Origin of the sequence: Serratia ureilytica (genome assembly GCF_017309605.1) — a bacterium.
GTDB classification, from domain to species: domain Bacteria; phylum Pseudomonadota; class Gammaproteobacteria; order Enterobacterales; family Enterobacteriaceae; genus Serratia; species Serratia ureilytica.
Map to the genome: position 1 here is coordinate 5,072,120 of NZ_CP071320.1, position 20,940 is coordinate 5,093,059.

A 20,940-nucleotide genomic window follows, 5' to 3' on the forward strand; every position below is an offset into this window, starting at 1 on the left:
TGTGAATGATCGGTGATCCCGACGCAGATAAGCTGGGATCTAAAAGGCTTGTTATACACAGGACAAAAAGCGCACTACGGTTGTTATTGGGATAACTACGGCTTTTACCCTGCTTTTAAGCTTAGTTATCCACAATCGTTCGCACGATCTTTAGACGAATTAGAGTAAATTAATCCAGTTTTTTACCCATTCCTCGGCCGGATCCTCGGGAATTTCATGCTCGGTCACGTCGATCTCGAGACGATCGCCGATCCTTTTAGCGCCTCTGGCGATCAATAGATCGTCGATCTGTTTGATCGCACCGCAGAAGGTGTCGTATTCCGAACTGCCTAAACCGACGGCGCCGAACTGCACCTCGGAAAGATCCGGCTGCTGCTCAGCGATCTGTTCCAACAGCGGCTGAAGGTTATCCGGCAGTTCGCCGGCACCGTGCGTGGAAGAGACCACCAGCCAGCGGCCGTTCAACGGCAGTTCATCCAGTTCAGGGCCGTGCAGCATCTCGGTAGAGAAGCCGGCGTCTTCCAGCTTTTCAGCCAAATGTTCAGCCACGTATTCGGCGCTGCCAAGCGTACTGCCACTGATCAGAGTAATGTGTGCCATGAACCAACGATCCCAACCTTCTCACTCAAAGTGGCTGCATTGTACGCTGTGAATCGGCTGGGATCTACCTGTGGATAATGTGGGTATGCAATTTGGCGGGTTACGGCACGATGGTGCGCATAATGGGGTTCTGCAGCGAGATCAGCGTTTCGGTGGACTGGATCTCGTCGATGGTCTGGATCTTGTTGATAAGTACCTGTTGCAACGCGTCGATCGAGCGGCACATCACTTTAATAAAGACGCTGTAATGGCCGGTGGTGTAATAGGCTTCCACCACTTCCTCCAGGCTTTCCAGCTTCTTCAGTGCCGAAGGGTAGTCCTTGGCGCTCTTTAATATGATGCCGATAAAGCAGCACACGTCGTAGCCCAGCTGTTTGGGACTGACGTCGATACGCGCGCCGGTGATGATCCCGGCCTGTTTCATCTTCTCCACCCGCACGTGAATGGTGCCGGGGCTGACGGCGAAGTTTTTCGCCAGTTCGGCGTACGGTGTGCGCGCATTGTCCATCAGGGCGTTGAGGATGCCGCGATCGAGATTATCGATCTGATAAATTTCCGCCATTTAATCCCCCATTAATTAACGATTGTTGAATTCAGTCCGGGTAAAAATGAACGATTAAAAGTGAAAAGGCAATATTGATTAACGGATATTGAATTGGCGTATCGTTTTGTTGCTTAATCGATGGCAACAGAGACAGGTTTACAAGAGATACGGCAATGAAAAAACAGTTTATCCAAAAACAACAACAAATCAGCCAGGTCAAATCCTTCTTCTCCCGCCAGCTGGAACAGCAGCTCGGTCTGATCGAAGTGCAGGCCCCGATCCTTAGCCGCCTGGGCGACGGCACGCAGGATAACCTCTCCGGCAGCGAGAAAGCGGTGCAGGTCAAAGTCAAAACTTTGCCGGACGCCACCTTCGAAGTGGTGCACTCACTGGCGAAATGGAAACGCAAAACCCTGGGCAGCTACGATTTCGGTGCCGGCGAAGGCCTGTATACCCATATGAAGGCGCTGCGCCCGGATGAAGACCGCCTGACGCCAATCCACTCGGTGTACGTCGATCAGTGGGACTGGGAGCGGGTGATGGGCGACGGTGAGCGCGGTCTGGACTATCTGAAAAGTACCGTGCGCAGCATTTACGCCGCGATCAAGGCGACGGAAGCGGAAGTCAGCCGTGAGCATGGCCTGACCCCGTTCCTGCCGGAACAGATCCACTTCGTGCACAGCGAAACCCTGCTGCAGCGCTATCCGGATCTGGACGCCAAAGGGCGTGAGCGGGCGATCGCCAAAGAATTTGGCGCGGTGTTCCTGATCGGCATCGGCGGCAAGCTGTCGCACGGCAAATCGCACGATGTGCGTGCGCCGGATTATGATGACTGGACCACGCCGACGGCGGATGGCCTGGCGGGCCTGAATGGCGATATCGTGGTGTGGAACCCGGTGCTGCAGGACGCTTTCGAGCTTTCTTCCATGGGCATCCGCGTCGACGCCGCGGCGCTGAAATATCAGCTGGCGCTGACTGGCGATGAAGATCGCATGAAGCTGGAATGGCATCAGTCGTTGCTGCGCGGCGATATGCCGCAGACCATCGGCGGCGGCATCGGTCAGTCGCGTTTGGTGATGTTGCTGTTGCAGCTGTCGCATATCGGCCAGGTGCAGTGCGGCGTGTGGTCACCGGAAGTGCGCGGCGCGGTTGAAGGCCTGCTCTGATTCTGCCTAGCGCCGCCAGCGGCGCATCAACCGGCTTTTCAACCCGGTATCGAAGCGCCAGATGTGATCGAAGATGCGCATGATGCCGGGTTTGCCGTAGGCGGACATCGCCACCGCGTGGAAACGCTGCTGGTGGCTTTGCTGCTGCTGTTTCACCTTCTTTATTACCTCCTCCGGCAACCGCTGGGCGATAAAATCAGAAATGATCACCGCATCGGCATCGAACCAGCCGCTCTCCGCCATTTTGGTGACGGTGGCGTTCAGGCAGGCCGCCAGATCGGTGCCGCCGCGAAACTGCTGGCCGAGAAAACGCACCGCCTGCTCAATGCCGCTGGCGGCGGTGAGTTCGTAATGTACGATCTGGTTGGCGAACAGCATGATGTAGCAGCGGCGGTTATCCGCCAGCGCAATGCGCAGCAGCGCCAGACAGAACGCCTTGGCGCACTGTTCGTTGAAGCCGCCCATCGATCCTGAGGTGTCCACGCAGACGATAAACGGCCCGCGCGGCTGCTGATCCTGCTGCTGGTGGGTGACCTGACGGATCAGGATCTGTTCCTGCCAGACGTCGCCCTGCAGGCGGTAGCTCAGCAGTCGCTTTTCCAGCAGGCGGCGATAAAACTCGAATTCCAGCTCTTCAATCCCCAGCGTCGCCAGCTCCGGCGGCAGCAGGCGCAGAATGTCGTCGCTTTGATGAATGCCGCTCACTTCTTCCGGCAGCGTGGCCGGCACCTGCACCATAACCCTGAACGGCTCCGGCTGCGCGTCCTGTTGCTGCACCGCTTTGGCCTGATAGCTGCGGCCCAGCTGTTGCGCCAGCTTTTTCAGCTCCGGCTGCTGCTGCAAAAAGTTGCCGTACTCCACCAGCCGCTGGTAATCGCCGCGCTGCAGCTGGCCTTTGCTCATGTCCCACAGCCTGCCGGCGGCGGTGTCGTTTTCCGACAGCAGCGGTTCCAGCGCGCCGCTCAGCGCCAGGCGTTCCTGCAGTTCCGCCATCAGCTGCTCACGCTCTTGTTCCAGCAACTGGTGGTGCAGCATGGTGGCCTGCAGCGTCAGGCTGATGCGCCAGCGCTGCAGAAACAGCGTTTGAAAACTGTCGTCCAACGGATGATTGGGCAGATCGGCGGCGTCCACCAGCGCGCGCGCCTGTTCATAAAACGGGGAAACCAGCTGGCGCAGCAGCTCCATCGTGTCGTTGAGGTTGTGATAGAACTGGGTATTGTTCTCCAGCTGGCACTGTTGGTAGCGGTAAAATTCCTGCGCCAACGCCGGCGGCACCATGGCCTCCTGCAAACGCTCCTTTAGCTGCAGCTTCCAGCGCGGCAGATCGCGATCCAGCGCCCGCCGTAGGGCCGGAAACTTTTTAAAGAATACCGACAGCTGCGGCGCGGCCAGCATGCCGACGATCATCTCCTCGATCATCTCGCCTTCGGTGATCGCCAGCAGCAGATCGAGCGTCTCCAGACTGAGCATGGTTACTGGCCGCGCATTTGCTGCTGTTGCTGTTTAACCTGTTCCGCGACCTGCAGCAAACTGGCTTCGATCTTGGCCAGACCGGCGGCGGACGTGAACAGGCAGGGCTGATGTTGGCTGAAGGCGCGGCGCTGTTCCGCCAGGCGCTGGGCCAATGCGTCCATTTCATCCAGCAGCGCCTGCGGCGTAGCGGTAGCCTGTTTGCCCGGCAGCGCCAGCAGCGACGGCTGGCGGCTGACGTCCAACACCGTGAGGTGCAGTTGATCGTCCACTTCCAGGTCGATCGGCTGCGCAAAGCCGATGCCGTTCAGCTTGGCGCGCACGTCGCCGCCTTTTTGCAGCCAGTTGTCCAGCGCGCTGCTTTCGATGCTCAGATGATTGACCTGAATGTCATGCAGCTGCAGCGGTTTTTGCAGCAGCAGGGTGAGGGTGCCGCCGGCGAACGGCGTGGCCGGCGCGTATTGCGGTTTGCGGCTGAACATCCCGCCTTTTTTCACCAGGCTGATGGCCTGTCGGTCGCTTTGTTGCTGCTGGTCCTGCATCCAGCGGGTATGGATCTGTTGCAGTTGGATCAACATCGACTGCTGCTGATAGGCCGATTCGGTCAGCAGTTGATCGATCTGCTGTTGCAGCAGCTTCAGCGAGGTGAGATCGTGCCACAGGCAGTCTTTCAACAGCATCAGATCGAGCGGGGCGATGGCGTCGCGCCCGCTGAAGAAGGCGCAGGCCTGCAGCAGGCGCAGGGCTTTCTTCCAGCGCCGATCGGAGACGTACGGCGCCTGTTCCAGCGCGTCCAGCCGCTGGCGCAGTTGGAAAATCAGCTCAAAGCAGGCTTCCGGCAGCGCCACCTTATCGATCTGCGGCTGCCACTGCAGAAACTCTTCGTCGCTGACGCTCAGCGCCGCCGGCACCGGGTTTTGGCTTTCGCTCTGGCGGTTGACCAGCAGCGAGCGGAAATTCTGTTTATCCTGCACCTTGTCCAGCCACAGGCGAATCAGCATGCGGTCATACAGGGCTTCGAGGCTGTTGTCCGCTTCGGGCAGTTCGTTGGAAGCGGTGACCAGCAGGCGCAGCGGGATCGGTTCTTCGCTGTTGCCGTTGCGAAAACGCCGTTCATTGATCGCCGTCAGCAGGGTGTTGAGGATCGCCGGGCCGGCCTTCCAGATCTCGTCCAGAAACACGATCTCCGCTTCTGGCAGATAGCCGGCGGTCAGGCGTTGATAGCGCCCTTCATCTTTCAGCGCCTGAATCGAGAGCGGGCCGAAGACCTCTTCCGGCGTGGAAAAGCGCGTCATCAGGTATTCAAAAGAGCGAGCGTTGCGGAAGGCAAACTTCAGCCGGCGCGCGATCAGGCTCTTGGCGATGCCGGGCGGGCCGAGCAAGAATACGCTTTCGCCGCTCAGCGCCGCCAGCAGGCACAGGCGGATCGCCTCTTGCCGCTCATAAAGGCCGCTCTCCAGCGCGCTGCTGAGGCGGGAAATTCGTTCTGCCAGAAGGGATGATGGCGTCATATAATCGTCGTATTGTCCGAGAGTTAGCCAATCTTGGTCGATAATTCGATGATAAACCACCATTATTTTTAATGGTATAGCTTATTGATTAGTAAAAATTTTCTCAGTTGAGTCGGATATCCGGTTCACATTTTGTTTATTTTTCGGCTCTGATATAAGGGTAGGCAAGCCGTATAAATGGTGCATACTGTGCGGCTTTCTGGTGGGCGTGACGGATCTTTGAGCCCGTATTTTGCCTGATGCGGATGCATCGCTAACGGATGTTCTGATAAAGAAACGAATTATGAGCGCAGAGCATAAGCAGTCCCTATCGGCGGTAACCCTGGCTGCCATCGGCGTGGTCTACGGTGATATCGGCACCAGTCCTCTCTATACGTTGAGAGAGTGTTTCTCCGGCCATTACGGCTTCGATGTTCGTCCAGACGTGGTTTTCGGCTTCCTGTCGCTGATTTTCTGGATGCTGATCGTGATCGTTTCCCTCAAATATCTCACCTACGTGATGCGGGCGGACAACGCCGGCGAAGGCGGCATTTTGACGCTGATGTCGCTGGCCGGGCGCAATACCTCGGCGCGCACCACCGCAGTGCTGGTGATACTGGGCCTGATTGGCGGCAGCTTCTTCTATGGCGAGGTGGTGATCACCCCGGCGATCTCGGTGATGTCGGCGATAGAGGGGTTGGAAATCGCCGCGCCTGCGCTCGACGCCTATATCGTGCCGCTCTCGATTCTGGTGCTGACCCTGCTGTTCGTTATCCAAAAACACGGCACCGGCAGCGTCGGCAAGCTGTTCGCCCCGGTAATGCTGTTGTGGTTCATCGTGTTGGCGGTGCTGGGCGCGCGCAGCATCATTTCGAACCCGGAAGTGCTGCAGGCGCTGAATCCCAAATGGGCGCTCAACTTCTTTATGGAATATAAGAAGGTGTCGTTCTTCGCGCTGGGGGCGGTGGTGCTGTCGATCACCGGCGTTGAGGCGCTGTATGCCGACATGGGGCACTTCGGCAAGTTCCCGATCCGCCTGGCTTGGTTCACCGTGGTGCTGCCTTCGCTGGTGCTCAACTACTTCGGCCAGGGGGCGTTGCTGCTGAAAAACCCTGAAGCGATCAAAAACCCATTCTTCCTGCTGGCGCCCGACTGGGCGCTGATCCCGCTGCTGATTCTGGCAACCCTGGCAACGGTCATCGCCTCGCAGGCGGTGATTTCCGGCGTCTTCTCGCTGACTCGCCAGGCGGTGCGCCTGGGGTATTTGTCGCCGATGCGCATCATTCACACCTCGGAAATGGAATCCGGCCAGATCTACATTCCGGTGATCAACTGGACGCTGTATATCTCCGTGGTGCTGGTGATCATCGGCTTCGAACACTCCAGCAACCTGGCGGCGGCGTACGGCATCGCCGTCACCGGCACCATGGTGCTGACCAGCATACTGGTCACTTCGGTGGCGATTAATAACTGGCACTGGAACCGCCTCCTGGCGATCGGCATCGTAACCATCTTGCTGATCATCGACGTGCCGATGTTCTCCGCCAACGCCCTGAAGCTGTTCTCCGGCGGCTGGCTGCCGCTGACCCTGGCGCTGGTGATGTTCATCATTATGACTACCTGGAAGAGCGAGCGTTTCCGCCTGTTGCGTCGTCTGCATGAGCACGGCAACTCGCTGGAGGCGATGATTGCCTCGCTGGAGAAATCGCCGCCGGTACGGGTGCCGGGCACCGCGGTCTTCTTGTCGCGCGCCACTAACGTCATTCCTTTTGCGCTGTTGCATAACCTGAAGCACAACAAGGTGCTGCACGAGCGCGTGGTGCTGCTGACGCTGCGCACCGAGGATGCGCCTTACGTGCACAACGTGCGCCGGGTGACCATCGAGCAGCTGTCGCCGACCTTCTGGCGGGTGGTGGCCAGCTACGGCTGGCGCGAAACGCCGAACGTGGAGGAAGTGTTCCACCGCTGCGGGCTGGAAGGGTTGCCGTGCCGCATGTCGGAGACGTCGTTCTTCATGTCCCATGAATCGCTGATCCTCACCAAGCGGCCATGGTACCTCTACCTGCGCGGCAAACTGTTCGTTGCTCTGAGCCGCAATGCGCTGCGCGCGCCGGATCAGTTCGAAATCCCGCCGAACCGGGTCATCGAGCTCGGCACGCAGGTCGAGATCTAACCCGCCTGACAGGGGCTCAGCTAGGCTGAGCCCCTTTTGTTTGCGCTTTCTCCGTGCGCGAACGAAACGTTTCGATGACGATCACACTTCTGCATTGTCCGGGTTGCCTTCCCCTGCCGTTTTTTTACACTCCTCCAGAGAGCGAAACGTTTCGCTAGCGGAGTGAGAAGATGAAAAAAGGCGTATTACTGAATTCCGACGTGTCTGCCGTGATTGCCCGGTTGGGGCATACCGATCAGCTCACCTTGTGCGATGCGGGTTTGCCGATACCGGCGGTGACGCAGCGCATCGATCTGGCGCTGACGCAGGGCGTGCCGACCTTCATGCAGGTGTTCGCGGCGGTCACCCAAGAGATGCAGGTAGAAAGCGCCATCCTGGCGGAAGAAATCGTGAAACAAAATCCGTCGCTCCACGAGGCATTGTTGGCTGAACTGACCGCACTGGGCCAACGCCAGGGCAATACCATCGGCGTGCGTTATATCAGCCATCAGGCGTTTAAAGCGCAAACCGAGCACAGCCGGGCGGTGATCCGCAGCGGGGAGTGTTCGCCTTACGCGAACGTGATCCTGTGCGCCGGCGTAACTTTCTGAGGCGTTTATGCAACCTTTACTGCAACTGAAAGGGATTGATAAAGCCTTTCCCGGAGTGAAGGCGCTTTCCGGCGCCGCTCTCAGCGTTTATCCCGGCAAGGTGATGGCGCTGGTGGGGGAAAACGGCGCCGGGAAGTCCACCATGATGAAAGTGCTGACCGGCATCTATCAGAAAGACGCCGGCAGTCAGTATTTTCTCGGTAAAGAGGTGGCGTTCAACGGGCCTAAAGATTCGCAGGAAGCGGGCATCGGCATTATCCATCAGGAGCTGAACCTGATCCCGCAGCTGACGATTGCGGAAAACATCTTCCTCGGCCGCGAGTTCGTCAACCGTTTCGGCCGCATTGACTGGAAGCGCATGTACGCCGAGGCCGATCGCTTGCTGGCACGCCTCAACCTGCGCTACAGCAGCCACCGGCTGGTGGGCGAGCTGTCGATTGGCGATCAGCAGATGGTGGAGATTGCCAAGGTGCTGAGCTTCGAATCGAAAGTGATCATCATGGACGAACCGACCGATGCGCTGACCGACACCGAAACCGCCTCGCTGTTCAAGGTGATCAACGAGCTGAAGGCTGAAGGGCGCGGCATCGTCTATATCTCGCACCGTCTGAAAGAGATCTTTGAAATCTGCGACGACGTGACGGTATTTCGTGACGGGCAGTTCATCGCCGAGCGGCCGGTGAGCGAGCTGCAGGAAGATTCGCTGATTGAAATGATGGTCGGTCGCAAGCTGGAAGAACAATACCCGCGCCTTGATTTACCGCGCGGGGAAAAGCGGCTGGAAGTCAGTCATCTTTCCGGACCCGGCGTTGAAGACGTCAGCTTTACGCTGTATCGCGGTGAGATCCTCGGCGTGGCCGGCTTGATGGGCGCCGGGCGCACCGAATTGATGAAGATTCTGTACGGCGCCGCGCCGCGCAAGGCCGGCACCGTCAACCTCGACGGCCGCGAGGTAGTCACCCATTCGCCGCAGGATGGATTGGCGAACGGCATCGTCTATATCTCGGAAGACCGTAAGCGCGACGGCCTGGTGCTGGGCATGTCGGTAAAGGAAAACATGTCTCTGACCGCGCTGCGCTACTTCAGCCGCGCCGACGGCAGCCTGAAACAGGCCGACGAGCGGCAGGCGGTGGGGGACTTCATCCGCCTGTTCAATATCAAAACGCCGTCGATGGAGCAGCCGATAGGTCTGCTTTCCGGCGGCAATCAACAGAAAGTGGCGATCGCCCGCGGCCTGATGACTCGGCCGAAGGTGCTGATCCTCGATGAGCCGACGCGCGGCGTCGACGTCGGCGCCAAAAAAGAGATCTATCAGTTAATCAACCAGTTCAAGCAGGAAGGGCTGAGCATCATTCTGGTGTCTTCGGAAATGCCGGAGGTGATGGGCATGAGCGATCGCATTCTGGTGATGCACGAAGGGCATCTCAGCGGCGAATTCCCGATTGAACAGGCCACCCAGGAAGCGTTGATGGCGGCAGCCGTCGGCAAGCAATACGGCGTAAAGCAGGAGTAATCAGATATGAGTTCCCAGACTATCGCAGCCAAGCGCTGGTTCAGTAAAGAGTGGCTGTTAGAGCAGAAGTCGTTGATTGCGCTGCTGGTGCTGATCGCCGTGGTCTCTTCCATGAGCCCGAACTTCTTCACCCTGAACAACCTGTTCAATATTCTGCAGCAGACTTCGGTGAACGCCATCATGGCGGTGGGGATGACGCTGGTGATCCTCACGTCCGGCATCGATCTGTCGGTAGGATCGCTGTTGGCCCTGACCGGCGCGGTGGCGGCGTCGATCGTCGGCTTTGAGGTCAACGCGCTGGTGGCGGTGGCGGCGGCATTGGCGCTCGGCGCCGCGATTGGCGCCTGCACCGGGGTGATCGTCGCCAAAGGCAAAGTGCAGGCCTTTATCGCCACGCTGGTGATGATGCTGCTGTTGCGCGGCGTCACCATGGTGTACACCAACGGCAGCCCGGTCAACACCGGTTTCACCGATGTGGCCGACACCTTCGGCTGGTTCGGTATTGGCCGCCCGCTGGGCGTGCCTACGCCGATCTGGATCATGGCGATCGTGTTCATTGCCGCCTGGTATATGCTGCACCATACGCGCCTGGGCCGCTATATTTATGCCCTGGGCGGCAACGAAGCGGCGACCCGCCTGTCCGGCATCAGCGTCGATAAAGTGAAGATTATCGTCTACTCGCTGTGCGGCCTGCTGGCGGCGCTGGCCGGGGTGATCGAAGTGGCGCGCCTGTCGTCGGCGCAGCCGACCGCCGGTACCGGCTATGAGCTGGACGCCATCGCCGCCGTGGTGCTGGGCGGCACCAGCCTGGCCGGCGGCAAGGGCCGCATCGTCGGCACGCTGATCGGGGCGCTGATCCTCGGCTTCCTGAACAACGGCCTGAATTTACTGGGTGTTTCTTCCTACTACCAAATGATCGTGAAGGCAGTGGTGATACTGCTGGCGGTTCTGGTAGATAACAAAAGCAACAAGTAACCTCCCCCTACAGGAATCACGATGATGAAAATGAAAAAACTGGCAACCTTAGCCTCCGCCATCGCGCTGAGCGCCACCCTGAGCGCCAATGCCATGGCTAAAGACACCATCGCGCTGGTGGTGTCCACCCTCAACAACCCGTTCTTCGTCTCGATGAAGGACGGCGCGCAGCAAGAGGCCAACAAGCTGGGCTACAACCTGGTGGTGCTGGATTCCCAGAACAACCCGGCGAAAGAGCTGGCCAACGTGCAGGATCTGATGGTGCGCGCGCCCAAGCTGCTGTTGATCAACCCGACCGACTCCGACGCGGTGGGTAACGCCATCAAGATGGCCAACCAGGCTAAGATCCCGGTCATCACGCTGGACCGCGTGGCGAGCAAGGGTGACGTGGTGAGCCACATCGCTTCGGATAACCGCGTAGGCGGCAAAATGGCCGGTGATTTCATTGCCAAGAAAGTGGGCGCCGATGCCAAGGTGATTCAGCTGGAAGGCATCGCCGGCACCTCTGCCGCGCGTGAACGCGGTGAAGGCTTCAAGCAGTCGCTGGATCAGAATAAATTCAAGCTGCTGGCCAGCCAGCCGGCCGATTTCGATCGCACCAAGGGCCTGAACGTGATGCAGAACCTGCTGACCGCGCACCCGGATGTGCAGGCGGTGTTCGCCCAGAACGATGAAATGGCGTTAGGTGCGCTGCGCGCGCTGCAAACCGCCGGTAAAACCGACGTGATCGTGGTAGGCTTCGACGGCACCGCCGACGGCGTGAAAGCGGTCGAAGGCGGCAAGCTGGCGGCGACCGTGGCGCAGCGTCCCGATCAGATCGGCGTGATCGGTGTGGAAACCGCCGATAAAGTGCTGAAAGGCGAAAAAGTGCCGGCGACCATCCCGGTCGATTTGAAACTGGTCACTCAGTAAGTCATACCAGCGCCATCGGAACGGGGCGTTTACGATGGCGCGCAATTCAGGAATCAATGCGATGGAAACAGGTAAGCTGGTGGTTCTTGGCAGCATCAATGCCGACCATATCCTCAATATTGAACAGTTCCCCCACCCGGGCGAAACGGTGATCGGGAAACAGTATAAGGTGGCGTTTGGCGGCAAGGGCGCGAATCAGGCGGTGGCGGCCGGGCGCAGCGGGGCGAAGATCGCCTTTATCGCCTGCGTGGGCGCCGACGATATCGGCGAACGTGTCCGCCGGCAGCTGGCGAGCGATCGCATTGATACCCAACCGATTGAAGCCATCGCCGACAGCACCACCGGCGTGGCGCTGATCTTCGTCAACGCCGAAGGCGAGAACGTGATCGGCATCAATGCCGGCGCCAACGCCGCGGTGACGCCGGATTACCTGGCGCGCTACCAACAAAAAGTGATCGACGCCGATGCCCTGCTGATGCAGCTCGAGTCGCCGCTGGAGACGGTGATCGCCGCCGCCCGCCTGGCGAAGCAACATCAAACGCAGGTGATCCTCAACCCGGCCCCGGCGCGTGAGCTACCTGACGAGCTGCTGGGCATGATCGATATGATCACCCCGAATGAAACCGAAGCCCAGCGCCTGACCGGCATCGCCGTGGACAACGACGCGGATGCGGCGCGTGCGGCGCAGGCGCTGCACGACAAGGGCATCGCGACGGTGATCATCACCCTCGGTAGCCGCGGCGTGTGGCTGAGCGAAAACGGCAACGGCAAACGGGTGCCCGGCTTCAAGGTGCAAGCGGTGGATACCATCGCCGCCGGCGATACCTTTAACGGTGCGCTGGTGACTGCCCTGTTGGAAGGCAAAGTCATGGCCGACGCGGTGCGTTTCGCCCATGCGGCGGCGGCGATCGCCGTGACCCGCCCCGGCGCGCAGCCTTCGGTGCCGTGGCGTGAAGAGATCGACGCCTTCTTGCAGCAGCAGGGGTGATCCTTTGGCCACCATGAAAGATGTCGCCCGCCTGGCGGGCGTTTCAACCTCTACCGTGTCGCATGTGGTCAACAACAATCGCTTTGTCAGCGACAGCGTGCGCGACAAGGTCATGGCGGCCGTGGAACAGCTGAACTATGCGCCTTCCGCGCTGGCGCGCAGCCTGAAGCTCAATCAGACGCGCACCATCGGCATGCTGGTGACCGCCAGCAACAACCCGTTTTATGCCGAAGTGGTGCGCGGCGTGGAGCGCAGCTGTTATGAACGCGGCTACAGTTTAATCCTGTGCAATACCGAAGAAGACGCCGCGCGCATGAACCGCAGCATGGAGACGCTGCTGCAAAAGCGCGTCGACGGTTTGCTGCTGATGTGCACCGAAAACCACCGACCATCGCAAGATGCTCTGAGCCGTTACCCGTCACTGCCGATCGTGATGATGGACTGGGCGCCGTTCGAGGGCGCGAACGACATTATTCAGGATAACTCGCTGCTGGGCGGCGAGATGGCGACCGATCATCTGATCGCCCGCGGCTACCGCAAGATTGCCTGCATCGCCGGCCCGCAGGACAAAACCACCGCCCGTCACCGGCTGGAAGGCTATCGCAACGCGATGCGTCGCGCCGGATTACCGATCCCGCCAGGGTATGAAGTGCATTGCGACTTTGAGTTTGAAGGCGGCGTGACCGCCATGCGCCAGCTGCTGGCGCTGAAAGAGCCGCCGCATGCGGTGTTCGCCGGCAACGACGCGGTGGCGGTAGGCGTTTATCAGGCGCTGTATCAGGCCGGGCTTTCCGTGCCGCAGGATATGGCGGTGATGGGGTACGATGACATTGAACTGGCGCGTTATCTGGCGCCGCCGCTGAGCACCATTCATCAGCCGAAGGATTCGCTGGGCGAGCTGGCGATCGATGCGCTGATCAACCGCCTGCAAAACCCGGAGCGTGCTCCCCAGGTGCTGGTGCTGACGCCCGAGCTGGTGGAACGCGCCTCGGTGGGCCACCGTTAACTGGCCGCCTTCGCTTCTTTCTTGCTTTCCTGGCCGCTGATCAAGTTGCGGCCATCTTTCCTTCTCAGCAACATAAATACCAGCGCCGACGCCACGGTGACGATCCCCATGGTGATAAAGGTGTAATGGAAGTGGTCGATCATAGTGCCTAACGACAGGGATTCGTAAAAACGCAGCACCGCCGCGCTGATCGCTACGCCGAAACTGATGGACAGCTGTTGGGTGACCGCCAGGACGCTGTTGCCGGCGCTGGCGTTGGCGTCGTTCAAATCCGCCAGGCTGATGGTATTCATGGCGGTGAACTGGGTGGACATCGCCATGCCCAGTACGAACAGCGGCAGGATCATCAGCCACAGCGGCATGCCTGGGCTCTGCAGGGCGAACTGCGCGATCAGCGCTCCGATGATAACGGTGATGCCGACCAGCGTTTTACGGTAGCCGAACCAGCGCAGCACCTGAGTGACGGTGGATTTCGCCATCAGCGAGCCGATGGCGGTCGGTGCCATCATGCAGCCGGCGACGATCGCCGTGTAGCCAAATCCCACCTGCAGCATGAGCGGCATCAAAAACGGCACGCAGCCGGTGCCCAACCTGGACGCGACGTTGCCGGCGATGCCGACCGAGAAGGTGCGGGTTTTGAACAGGTCGAGGCCGATCAGCGGCTGAGGATGACGGCGGGCGTGCGCGATGTAGCCGAACAGCATCACGAAGCCGCTGAGCAGAATGCCCAGCGAAACGTAGCTCGCCAGCACCCGCTCGCCAAACAGTTCCAGCCCGGTGGAGATCAGCACCAGGCTCAGGCCGAACAGCATAAAACCCAGAAAATCGAAGCGGCGCTTGGGCGTGGTGAAGTCCGGCATGTACTTGCGCGCATAGAAGATGCCGAGCAGGCCGATAGGGATATTGATCAGGAAAATCCAATGCCAGGTGGCGTAGGTCACCAGCCAGCCGCCCAGCAGCGGCCCCAGAATCGGCCCGACCAGGCCGGGCATGGTGACGAAGTTCAGCACCGGCAGCAGTTCGCTGCGCGGGTAGGCGCGCAGCAGCGCCAGTCGCGCGACCGGCATCATCATCGCGCCGCCGATGCCCTGCAGCACGCGAGAGGCAACCAGCACGCTCAACGTGGGGGAGAGGGCGCACAACAGCGAACCGAGGGTGAATAACGTGACGGCGAAGATGAACACGCGGCGGGTGCCGAAGCGGTCCGCCAGCCAACCGCTGACTGGGATCAGCATCGCCACCGTCAGCGTATAGCTGATGACGGCAGATTGCATCGCCAGCGGCGAGTGCCCGAGGCTGTGGGCGATCGCCGGTAGCGCCGTGTTGAGGATGGTGGCGTCCAGCGCCTGCATAAAGAACGCCATTGCGGCGATCCACGGGAGTCCTGCCATACTGCGCGCGGATTGGGTCATGGTCGGTCCTGGTTAAATGGTCGTCTCTCCCTCATCTCTTTCTTCTATCTATAAGCGGGGAGCGTGTCTAGTCTTTCTCTTTCAGCAAAACTTGGCAGGCGACGAGGGCGCCTGCGCTGTCTCCGGCGAGTATCGCATCGACGATAGCCTGATGGTGGCGCAGCTTGATCACTTCATTGCCGGTGATGGCGCGGAAGTAACTCTGATACACCGAACTGAACAGGTTGGCGAACGAGGTCAGGAACGGATTGCCGCTGGCCTCGTAGATGAGCTGGTGGAATTGGGTATCGACCTGGATCCAGCGCTCGCGATCAAACTGGGTATGCAGCGCGCGCATTTCCGCCATCAGTTCCGCCAGCAGTTTGGTTTGCTGCGGGCTGGCGTGGTCTGCCGCCAACGCGCAGGCCTGCGGTTCCAACGAGGTGCGCAATATAAGGAAATGTTGCATCACCTGATCGAAGTTTTCCCGCGTCATCCACCAGGTCAGTAAATCCTGATCGAGGAAATTCCATTGGCTTTGCGGCATCACGCGGGTGCCAATGCGCGGGCGCGGCAACAACATGCCTTTGGCGGCTAACATCTTTACCGCTTCGCGCACCGCGGTGCGGCTGACGCCGAATTGCTCGCCCAGTTCCATTTCACCGGGCAGGATGCTGCCGGCCTGATAATCGCCTGCCAGAATTTGTTGGCCGAGTTTCTCTGCAAGCAGATAAGAAAGATTGCGTTGGGCGGCCTGTTGTTGTGCATTTAATGGCATGGCTGCGGATCCTTACTGACTTCGTTTCTTCTATTTTACTCCAGTGATCGCCAGCTTTTATGGCTGTTTGCCTGAAAAAGTGACATAAATTCGCCGCTTTTTCGCTCTTTTGCCGAAAAAATCCGCGCTTGAAAAGTTTTTTGCATTTAGGGGTTGCGGCCTGCCGAGAACTCCCTATAATGCGCCTCCACTGACCGGGAACAACGACTGACAAGCCGCCGGGTCAGCGAGAGGAAAGCGAAATAAACGCTTGACTCTCCGGGTGAAAAGCGTAATATACGCCACCTCGAGTTAGCAAGCGAAAGCGCCTAACTCACTGCTCTTTAACAATTTATCAGACAATCTGTGTGGGCACTCCACAAGACGATATCCAGCATCTTCGGATGCAAAAAAAATATCAAGTCTTGAAGAGTGACTAACTGAAGTAAAATTCATGCAGTAAATCTTTGAGCACCGCTTCTCGAGTGGAAGCAAATCAAGCTTTTAATTGAAGAGTTTGATCATGGCTCAGATTGAACGCTGGCGGCAGGCTTAACACATGCAAGTCGAGCGGTAGCACAGGGGAGCTTGCTCCCCGGGTGACGAGCGGCGGACGGGTGAGTAATGTCTGGGAAACTGCCTGATGGAGGGGGATAACTACTGGAAACGGTAGCTAATACCGCATAACGTCGCAAGACCAAAGAGGGGGACCTTCGGGCCTCTTGCCATCAGATGTGCCCAGATGGGATTAGCTAGTAGGTGGGGTAATGGCTCACCTAGGCGACGATCCCTAGCTGGTCTGAGAGGATGACCAGCCACACTGGAACTGAGACACGGTCCAGACTCCTACGGGAGGCAGCAGTGGGGAATATTGCACAATGGGCGCAAGCCTGATGCAGCCATGCCGCGTGTGTGAAGAAGGCCTTCGGGTTGTAAAGCACTTTCAGCGAGGAGGAAGGTGGTGAACTTAATACGTTCATCAATTGACGTTACTCGCAGAAGAAGCACCGGCTAACTCCGTGCCAGCAGCCGCGGTAATACGGAGGGTGCAAGCGTTAATCGGAATTACTGGGCGTAAAGCGCACGCAGGCGGTTTGTTAAGTCAGATGTGAAATCCCCGGGCTCAACCTGGGAACTGCATTTGAAACTGGCAAGCTAGAGTCTCGTAGAGGGGGGTAGAATTCCAGGTGTAGCGGTGAAATGCGTAGAGATCTGGAGGAATACCGGTGGCGAAGGCGGCCCCCTGGACGAAGACTGACGCTCAGGTGCGAAAGCGTGGGGAGCAAACAGGATTAGATACCCTGGTAGTCCACGCTGTAAACGATGTCGATTTGGAGGTTGTGCCCTTGAGGCGTGGCTTCCGGAGCTAACGCGTTAAATCGACCGCCTGGGGAGTACGGCCGCAAGGTTAAAACTCAAATGAATTGACGGGGGCCCGCACAAGCGGTGGAGCATGTGGTTTAATTCGATGCAACGCGAAGAACCTTACCTACTCTTGACATCCAGAGAACTTTCCAGAGATGGATTGGTGCCTTCGGGAACTCTGAGACAGGTGCTGCATGGCTGTCGTCAGCTCGTGTTGTGAAATGTTGGGTTAAGTCCCGCAACGAGCGCAACCCTTATCCTTTGTTGCCAGCGGTTCGGCCGGGAACTCAAAGGAGACTGCCAGTGATAAACTGGAGGAAGGTGGGGATGACGTCAAGTCATCATGGCCCTTACGAGTAGGGCTACACACGTGCTACAATGGCATATACAAAGAGAAGCGACCTCGCGAGAGCAAGCGGACCTCATAAAGTATGTCGTAGTCCGGATTGGAGTCTGCAACTCGACTCCATGAAGTCGGAATCGCTAGTAATCGTAGATCAGAATGCTACGGTGAATACGTTCCCGGGCCTTGTACACACCGCCCGTCACACCATGGGAGTGGGTTGCAAAAGAAGTAGGTAGCTTAACCTTCGGGAGGGCGCTTACCACTTTGTGATTCATGACTGGGGTGAAGTCGTAACAAGGTAACCGTAGGGGAACCTGCGGTTGGATCACCTCCTTACCTAAAGATATTAGTTCGCGTGGCGTGCTCACACAGATTGTCTGATGAAAAAGTAACGAGCAAAAGCGTCATAAAAGTACGGTGTCGTGTCCCCTTCGTCTAGAGGCCTAGGACACCGCCCTTTCACGGCGGTAACAGGGGTTCGAATCCCCTAGGGGACGCCAAGCTTCCGACCCACCCGGTGAAAGCGGCGGTCCCAAGTATCTGACGATACACCATATCTTAAAGATGACTTCCGAGTCATGTTTAAGATATTGCTCTTTAACAATCTGGAACAAGCTGAAAATTGAAACATGACGGCTGAAATTTGTCCCTCCGTAGATGTACTGGGATGAAGAGTAACCTGTCATAGAGTCTCTCAAATGTTTGCAGCGCGAACGATGGAAACATCTTCGGGTTGTGAGGTTAAGTGACTAAGCGTACACGGTGGATGCCTAGGCAGTCAGAGGCGATGAAGGGCGTGCTAATCTGCGAAAAGCGTCGGTAAGGTGATATGAACCGTTACAACCGGCGATACCCGAATGGGGAAACCCAGTGTGTTTCGACACACTATCATGTCATGAATACATAGTGGCATGAGGCGAACCGGGGGAACTGAAACATCTAAGTACCCCGAGGAAAAGAAATCAACCGAGATTCCCCCAGTAGCGGCGAGCGAACGGGGAGGAGCCCAGAACCTGAATCGGCTTGTGTGTTAGTGGAAGCGTCTGGAAAGTCGCGCAGTAAAGGGTGATAGCCCCGTACACTAAAATGCACAGGTCGTGAGTTCGATGAGTAGGGCGGGACACGTGACATCCTGTCTGAATATGGGGGGACCATCCTCCAAGGCTAAATACTCCTGACTGACCGATAGTGAACCAGTACCGTGAGGGAAAGGCGAAAAGAACCCCGGCGAGGGGAGTGAAATAGAACCTGAAACCGTGTACGTACAAGCAGTGGGAGCACCTTCGTGGTGTGACTGCGTACCTTTTGTATAATGGGTCAGCGACTTATATTTTGTAGCAAGGTTAACCGTATAGGGGAGCCGTAGGGAAACCGAGTCTTAACTGGGCGATTAGTTGCAAGGTATAGACCCGAAACCCGGTGATCTAGCCATGGGCAGGTTGAAGGTTGGGTAACACTAACTGGAGGACCGAACCGACTAATGTTGAAAAATTAGCGGATGACTTGTGGCTGGGGGTGAAAGGCCAATCAAACCGGGAGATAGCTGGTTCTCCCCGAAAGCTATTTAGGTAGCGCCTCGTGAACTCATCTTCGGGGGTAGAGCACTGTTTCGGCTAGGGGGCCATCCCGGCTTACCAAACCGATGCAAACTCCGAATACCGAAGAATGTTATCACGGGAGACACACGGCGGGTGCTAACGTCCGTCGTGAAGAGGGAAACAACCCAGACCGCCAGCTAAGGTCCCAAAGTCATGGTTAAGTGGGAAACGATGTGGGAAGGCATAGACAGCCAGGATGTTGGCTTAGAAGCAGCCATCATTTAAAGAAAGCGTAATAGCTCACTGGTCGAGTCGGCCTGCGCGGAAGATGTAACGGGGCTAAACCATGCACCGAAGCTGCGGCAGCGACGCTTAGCGTTGTTGGGTAGGGGAGCGTTCTGTAAGCCGTTGAAGGTGGCCTGTGAGGGTTGCTGGAGGTATCAGAAGTGCGAATGCTGACATAAGTAACGATAAAGCGGGTGAAAAGCCCGCTCGCCGGAAGACCAAGGGTTCCTGTCCAACGTTAATCGGGGCAGGGTGAGTCGACCCCTAAGGCGAGGCTGAAAAGCGTAGTCGATGGGAAACAGGTTAATATTCCTGTACTTGGTGTTACTGCGAAGGGGGGACGGAGAAGGCTAGGCTAGCCGGGCGACGGTTGTCCCGGTTTAAGCGTGTAGGGGGTGTGACCTGGTAAATCCGGTTGCATACTAACCCTGAGGCGTGATGACGATGCACTACGGTGCAGAAGTAGTTGATGCCCTGCTTCCAGGAAAATCCTCTAAGCTCCAGGTAACATTAAATCGTACCCCAAACCGACACAGGTGGTCAGGTAGAGAATACCAAGGCGCTTGAGAGAACTCGGGTGAAGGAACTAGGCAAAATGGTGCCGTAACTTCGGGAGAAGGCACGCTGGCATGTAGGTGAAGTCCCTCGCGGATGGAGCTGAAGCCAGTCGAAGATACCAGCTGGCTGCAACTGTTTAATAAAAACACAGCACTGTGCAAACACGAAAGTGGACGTATACGGTGTGACGCCTGCCCGGTGCTGGAAGGTTAATTGATGGGGTCAGCCGCAAGGCGAAGCTCTTGATCGAAGCCCCAGTAAACGGCGGCCGTAACTATAACGGTCCTAAGGTAGCGAAATTCCTTGTCGGGTAAGTTCCGACCTGCACGAATGGCGTAATGATGGCCAGGCTGTCTCCACCCGAGACTCAGTGAAATTGAACTCGCTGTGAAGATGCAGTGTACCCGCGGCAAGACGGAAAGACCCCGTGAACCTTTACTATAGCTTGACACTGAACATTGAGCCTTGATGTGTAGGATAGGTGGGAGGCTTTGAAGCGTGGACGCCAGTCTGCGTGGAGCCATCCTTGAAATACCACCCTTTAATGTTTGATGTTCTAACTCGGCCCCGTGATCCGGGGTGAGGACAGTGTCTGGTGGGTAGTTTGACTGGGGCGGTCTCCTCCCAAAGAGTAACGGAGGAGCACGAAGGTTAGCTAATCACGGTCGGACATCGTGAGGTTAGTGCAAAGGCATAAGCTAGCTTGACTGCGAGAGTGACGGCTCGAGCAGGTACGAAAGTAGGTCTTAGTGATCCGGTGGTTCTGAATGGAAGGGCCATCGCTCAACGGATAAAAGGTACTCCGGGGATAACAGGCTGATACCGCCCAAGAGTTCATATCGACGGCGGTGTTTGGCACCTCGATGTCGGCTCATCACATCCTGGGGCTGAAGTAGGTCCCAAGGGTATGGCTGTTCGCCATTTAAAGTGGTACGCGAGCTGGGTTTAGAACGTCGTGAGACAGTTCGGTCCCTATCTGCCGTGGGCGTTGGAAGATTGAGAGGGGTTGCTCCTAGTACGAGAGGACCGGAGTGAACGCACCACTGGTGTTCGGGTTGTCATGCCAATGGCATTGCCCGGTAGCTAAGTGCGGAAAAGATAAGCGCTGAAAGCATCTAAGCGCGAAACTTGCCTCAAGATGAGTCTTCCCTGGGCCTTCAAGGCCCCTGAAGGAACGTTTAAGACTAAGACGTTGATAGGCTGGGTGTGTAAGTGCAGCGATGCATTGAGCTAACCAGTACTAATGATCCGTGAGGCTTAACCTTACAACACC

14 protein-coding genes, 1 tRNA gene and 2 rRNA genes are annotated in these 20,940 nt (G+C 57.7%); 11 read left to right on the forward strand and 6 right to left on the reverse strand.

Annotated elements, in window-relative coordinates; all coding sequences use genetic code 11:
* Nucleotides 1-159 precede the first annotated feature (159 nt).
* Nucleotides 160-600, reverse strand: coding sequence for an FMN-binding protein MioC (mioC, locus tag J0X03_RS23995; RefSeq protein ID WP_160204696.1), 441 nt, complete (start codon nucleotides 598-600; stop codon nucleotides 160-162).
* A gap of 100 nt (nucleotides 601-700) precedes the next feature.
* The gene (asnC, locus tag J0X03_RS24000; protein WP_004933786.1) at nucleotides 701-1,162 is read right to left on the reverse strand and encodes a transcriptional regulator AsnC; all 462 of its coding nucleotides are present in this window, start codon (nucleotides 1,160-1,162) and stop codon (nucleotides 701-703) included.
* A gap of 155 nt (nucleotides 1,163-1,317) precedes the next feature.
* Between asnC and asnA the strand changes: the two genes are divergently transcribed.
* Entirely contained in the window at nucleotides 1,318-2,310 is a 993-nt protein-coding gene (gene asnA, locus J0X03_RS24005; protein ID WP_122016996.1) for an aspartate--ammonia ligase, read from the forward strand.
* A 6-nt stretch (nucleotides 2,311-2,316) separates the two neighbouring features.
* On the opposite strand, the gene viaA is transcribed toward asnA, so the two are convergent.
* Both viaA and ravA read right to left on the reverse strand, forming a co-directional pair.
* A complete protein-coding gene (gene viaA / locus J0X03_RS24010; RefSeq protein ID WP_004933781.1) occupies nucleotides 2,317-3,780 on the reverse strand; it encodes an ATPase RavA stimulator ViaA in 1,464 nt (487 codons plus the stop codon).
* A gap of 2 nt (nucleotides 3,781-3,782) precedes the next feature.
* On the reverse strand, nucleotides 3,783-5,291 hold the full coding sequence (gene ravA / locus J0X03_RS24015; protein ID WP_089197564.1) for an ATPase RavA: 1,509 nt from the start codon (nucleotides 5,289-5,291) through the stop codon (nucleotides 3,783-3,785).
* 283 nt (nucleotides 5,292-5,574) lie between these two features.
* Between ravA and kup the strand changes: the two genes are divergently transcribed.
* The 7 genes from kup to rbsR all read left to right on the forward strand — a co-directional run bounded on the left by kup (nucleotide 5,575) and on the right by rbsR (nucleotide 13,427).
* Complete coding sequence (kup, locus tag J0X03_RS24020; protein WP_046687985.1) at nucleotides 5,575-7,443, forward strand: low affinity potassium transporter Kup; 1,869 nt, start codon at nucleotides 5,575-5,577, stop codon at nucleotides 7,441-7,443.
* Between the two features lie 170 nt (nucleotides 7,444-7,613).
* The gene (gene rbsD, locus J0X03_RS24025; protein WP_033652331.1) at nucleotides 7,614-8,033 is read left to right on the forward strand and encodes a D-ribose pyranase; all 420 of its coding nucleotides are present in this window, start codon (nucleotides 7,614-7,616) and stop codon (nucleotides 8,031-8,033) included.
* A gap of 7 nt (nucleotides 8,034-8,040) precedes the next feature.
* Nucleotides 8,041-9,546, forward strand: a complete 1,506-nt coding sequence (gene rbsA / locus J0X03_RS24030) for a ribose ABC transporter ATP-binding protein RbsA (RefSeq protein WP_033652332.1) — start codon at nucleotides 8,041-8,043, stop codon at nucleotides 9,544-9,546.
* Nucleotides 9,547-9,552: 6 nt separating this feature from the next.
* Nucleotides 9,553-10,521, forward strand: a complete 969-nt coding sequence (gene rbsC, locus J0X03_RS24035) for a ribose ABC transporter permease (RefSeq protein ID WP_025304730.1) — start codon at nucleotides 9,553-9,555, stop codon at nucleotides 10,519-10,521.
* Nucleotides 10,522-10,545: 24 nt separating this feature from the next.
* Entirely contained in the window at nucleotides 10,546-11,433 is an 888-nt protein-coding gene (gene rbsB / locus J0X03_RS24040) for a ribose ABC transporter substrate-binding protein RbsB (RefSeq protein WP_025160300.1), read from the forward strand.
* 61 nt (nucleotides 11,434-11,494) lie between these two features.
* Nucleotides 11,495-12,421 (forward strand): ribokinase, encoded by a 927-nt coding sequence (gene rbsK, locus J0X03_RS24045; protein WP_160204695.1) that lies wholly within the window; start codon nucleotides 11,495-11,497, stop codon nucleotides 12,419-12,421.
* Nucleotides 12,422-12,425: 4 nt separating this feature from the next.
* Nucleotides 12,426-13,427, forward strand: a complete 1,002-nt coding sequence (rbsR, locus tag J0X03_RS24050; protein WP_047573267.1) for a ribose operon transcriptional repressor RbsR — start codon at nucleotides 12,426-12,428, stop codon at nucleotides 13,425-13,427.
* Here rbsR and mdtD read toward each other — a convergent pair.
* Together mdtD and J0X03_RS24060 are read right to left on the reverse strand one after the other, a co-directional pair.
* The gene (mdtD, locus tag J0X03_RS24055; protein ID WP_033645165.1) at nucleotides 13,424-14,839 is read right to left on the reverse strand and encodes a multidrug transporter subunit MdtD; all 1,416 of its coding nucleotides are present in this window, start codon (nucleotides 14,837-14,839) and stop codon (nucleotides 13,424-13,426) included. The two genes, rbsR and mdtD, sit on opposite strands and share 4 nt — an antisense overlap.
* A 67-nt stretch (nucleotides 14,840-14,906) precedes the next feature.
* Nucleotides 14,907-15,596: a FadR/GntR family transcriptional regulator gene (locus tag J0X03_RS24060; protein WP_033652336.1), complete on the reverse strand. Its 690-nt coding sequence runs from the start codon at nucleotides 15,594-15,596 to the stop codon at nucleotides 14,907-14,909.
* A gap of 484 nt (nucleotides 15,597-16,080) precedes the next feature.
* On the opposite strand from J0X03_RS24060, the gene J0X03_RS24065 reads away from it, so the two are divergent.
* From J0X03_RS24065 to J0X03_RS24075, 3 genes are all read left to right on the forward strand, one after another.
* Nucleotides 16,081-17,622 (forward strand): 16S ribosomal RNA (locus J0X03_RS24065).
* 88 nt (nucleotides 17,623-17,710) lie between these two features.
* Nucleotides 17,711-17,786 (forward strand) — tRNA-Glu (locus J0X03_RS24070).
* Between the two features lie 239 nt (nucleotides 17,787-18,025).
* Nucleotides 18,026-20,932: ribosomal RNA gene (locus tag J0X03_RS24075) — 23S ribosomal RNA — on the forward strand.
* Together the 16S and 23S rRNA genes with 1 tRNA gene alongside form the textbook arrangement of a ribosomal RNA operon.
* Nucleotides 20,933-20,940: the final 8 nt, after the last annotated feature.

Excerpts from the sequence above, each read along its gene's own strand:
- kup (WP_046687985.1), top strand. The coding sequence starts at position 5,575 with ATGAGCGCAGAGCATAAGCAGTCCCTATCGGCGGTAACCCTGGCTGCC.
- J0X03_RS24060 (WP_033652336.1), bottom strand. The coding sequence starts at position 15,596 with ATGCCATTAAATGCACAACAACAGGCCGCCCAACGCAATCTTTCTTAT.
- rbsB (WP_025160300.1), top strand. The coding sequence starts at position 10,546 with ATGAAAATGAAAAAACTGGCAACCTTAGCCTCCGCCATCGCGCTGAGC.
- rbsK (WP_160204695.1), top strand. The coding sequence starts at position 11,495 with ATGGAAACAGGTAAGCTGGTGGTTCTTGGCAGCATCAATGCCGACCAT.
- rbsC (WP_025304730.1), top strand. The coding sequence starts at position 9,553 with ATGAGTTCCCAGACTATCGCAGCCAAGCGCTGGTTCAGTAAAGAGTGG.
- ravA (WP_089197564.1), bottom strand. The coding sequence starts at position 5,291 with ATGACGCCATCATCCCTTCTGGCAGAACGAATTTCCCGCCTCAGCAGC.
- mioC (WP_160204696.1), bottom strand. The coding sequence starts at position 600 with ATGGCACACATTACTCTGATCAGTGGCAGTACGCTTGGCAGCGCCGAA.
- asnA (WP_122016996.1), top strand. The coding sequence starts at position 1,318 with ATGAAAAAACAGTTTATCCAAAAACAACAACAAATCAGCCAGGTCAAA.
- rbsD (WP_033652331.1), top strand. The coding sequence starts at position 7,614 with ATGAAAAAAGGCGTATTACTGAATTCCGACGTGTCTGCCGTGATTGCC.
- asnC (WP_004933786.1), bottom strand. The coding sequence starts at position 1,162 with ATGGCGGAAATTTATCAGATCGATAATCTCGATCGCGGCATCCTCAAC.
- rbsA (WP_033652332.1), top strand. The coding sequence starts at position 8,041 with ATGCAACCTTTACTGCAACTGAAAGGGATTGATAAAGCCTTTCCCGGA.
- mdtD (WP_033645165.1), bottom strand. The coding sequence starts at position 14,839 with ATGACCCAATCCGCGCGCAGTATGGCAGGACTCCCGTGGATCGCCGCA.
- viaA (WP_004933781.1), bottom strand. The coding sequence starts at position 3,780 with ATGCTCAGTCTGGAGACGCTCGATCTGCTGCTGGCGATCACCGAAGGC.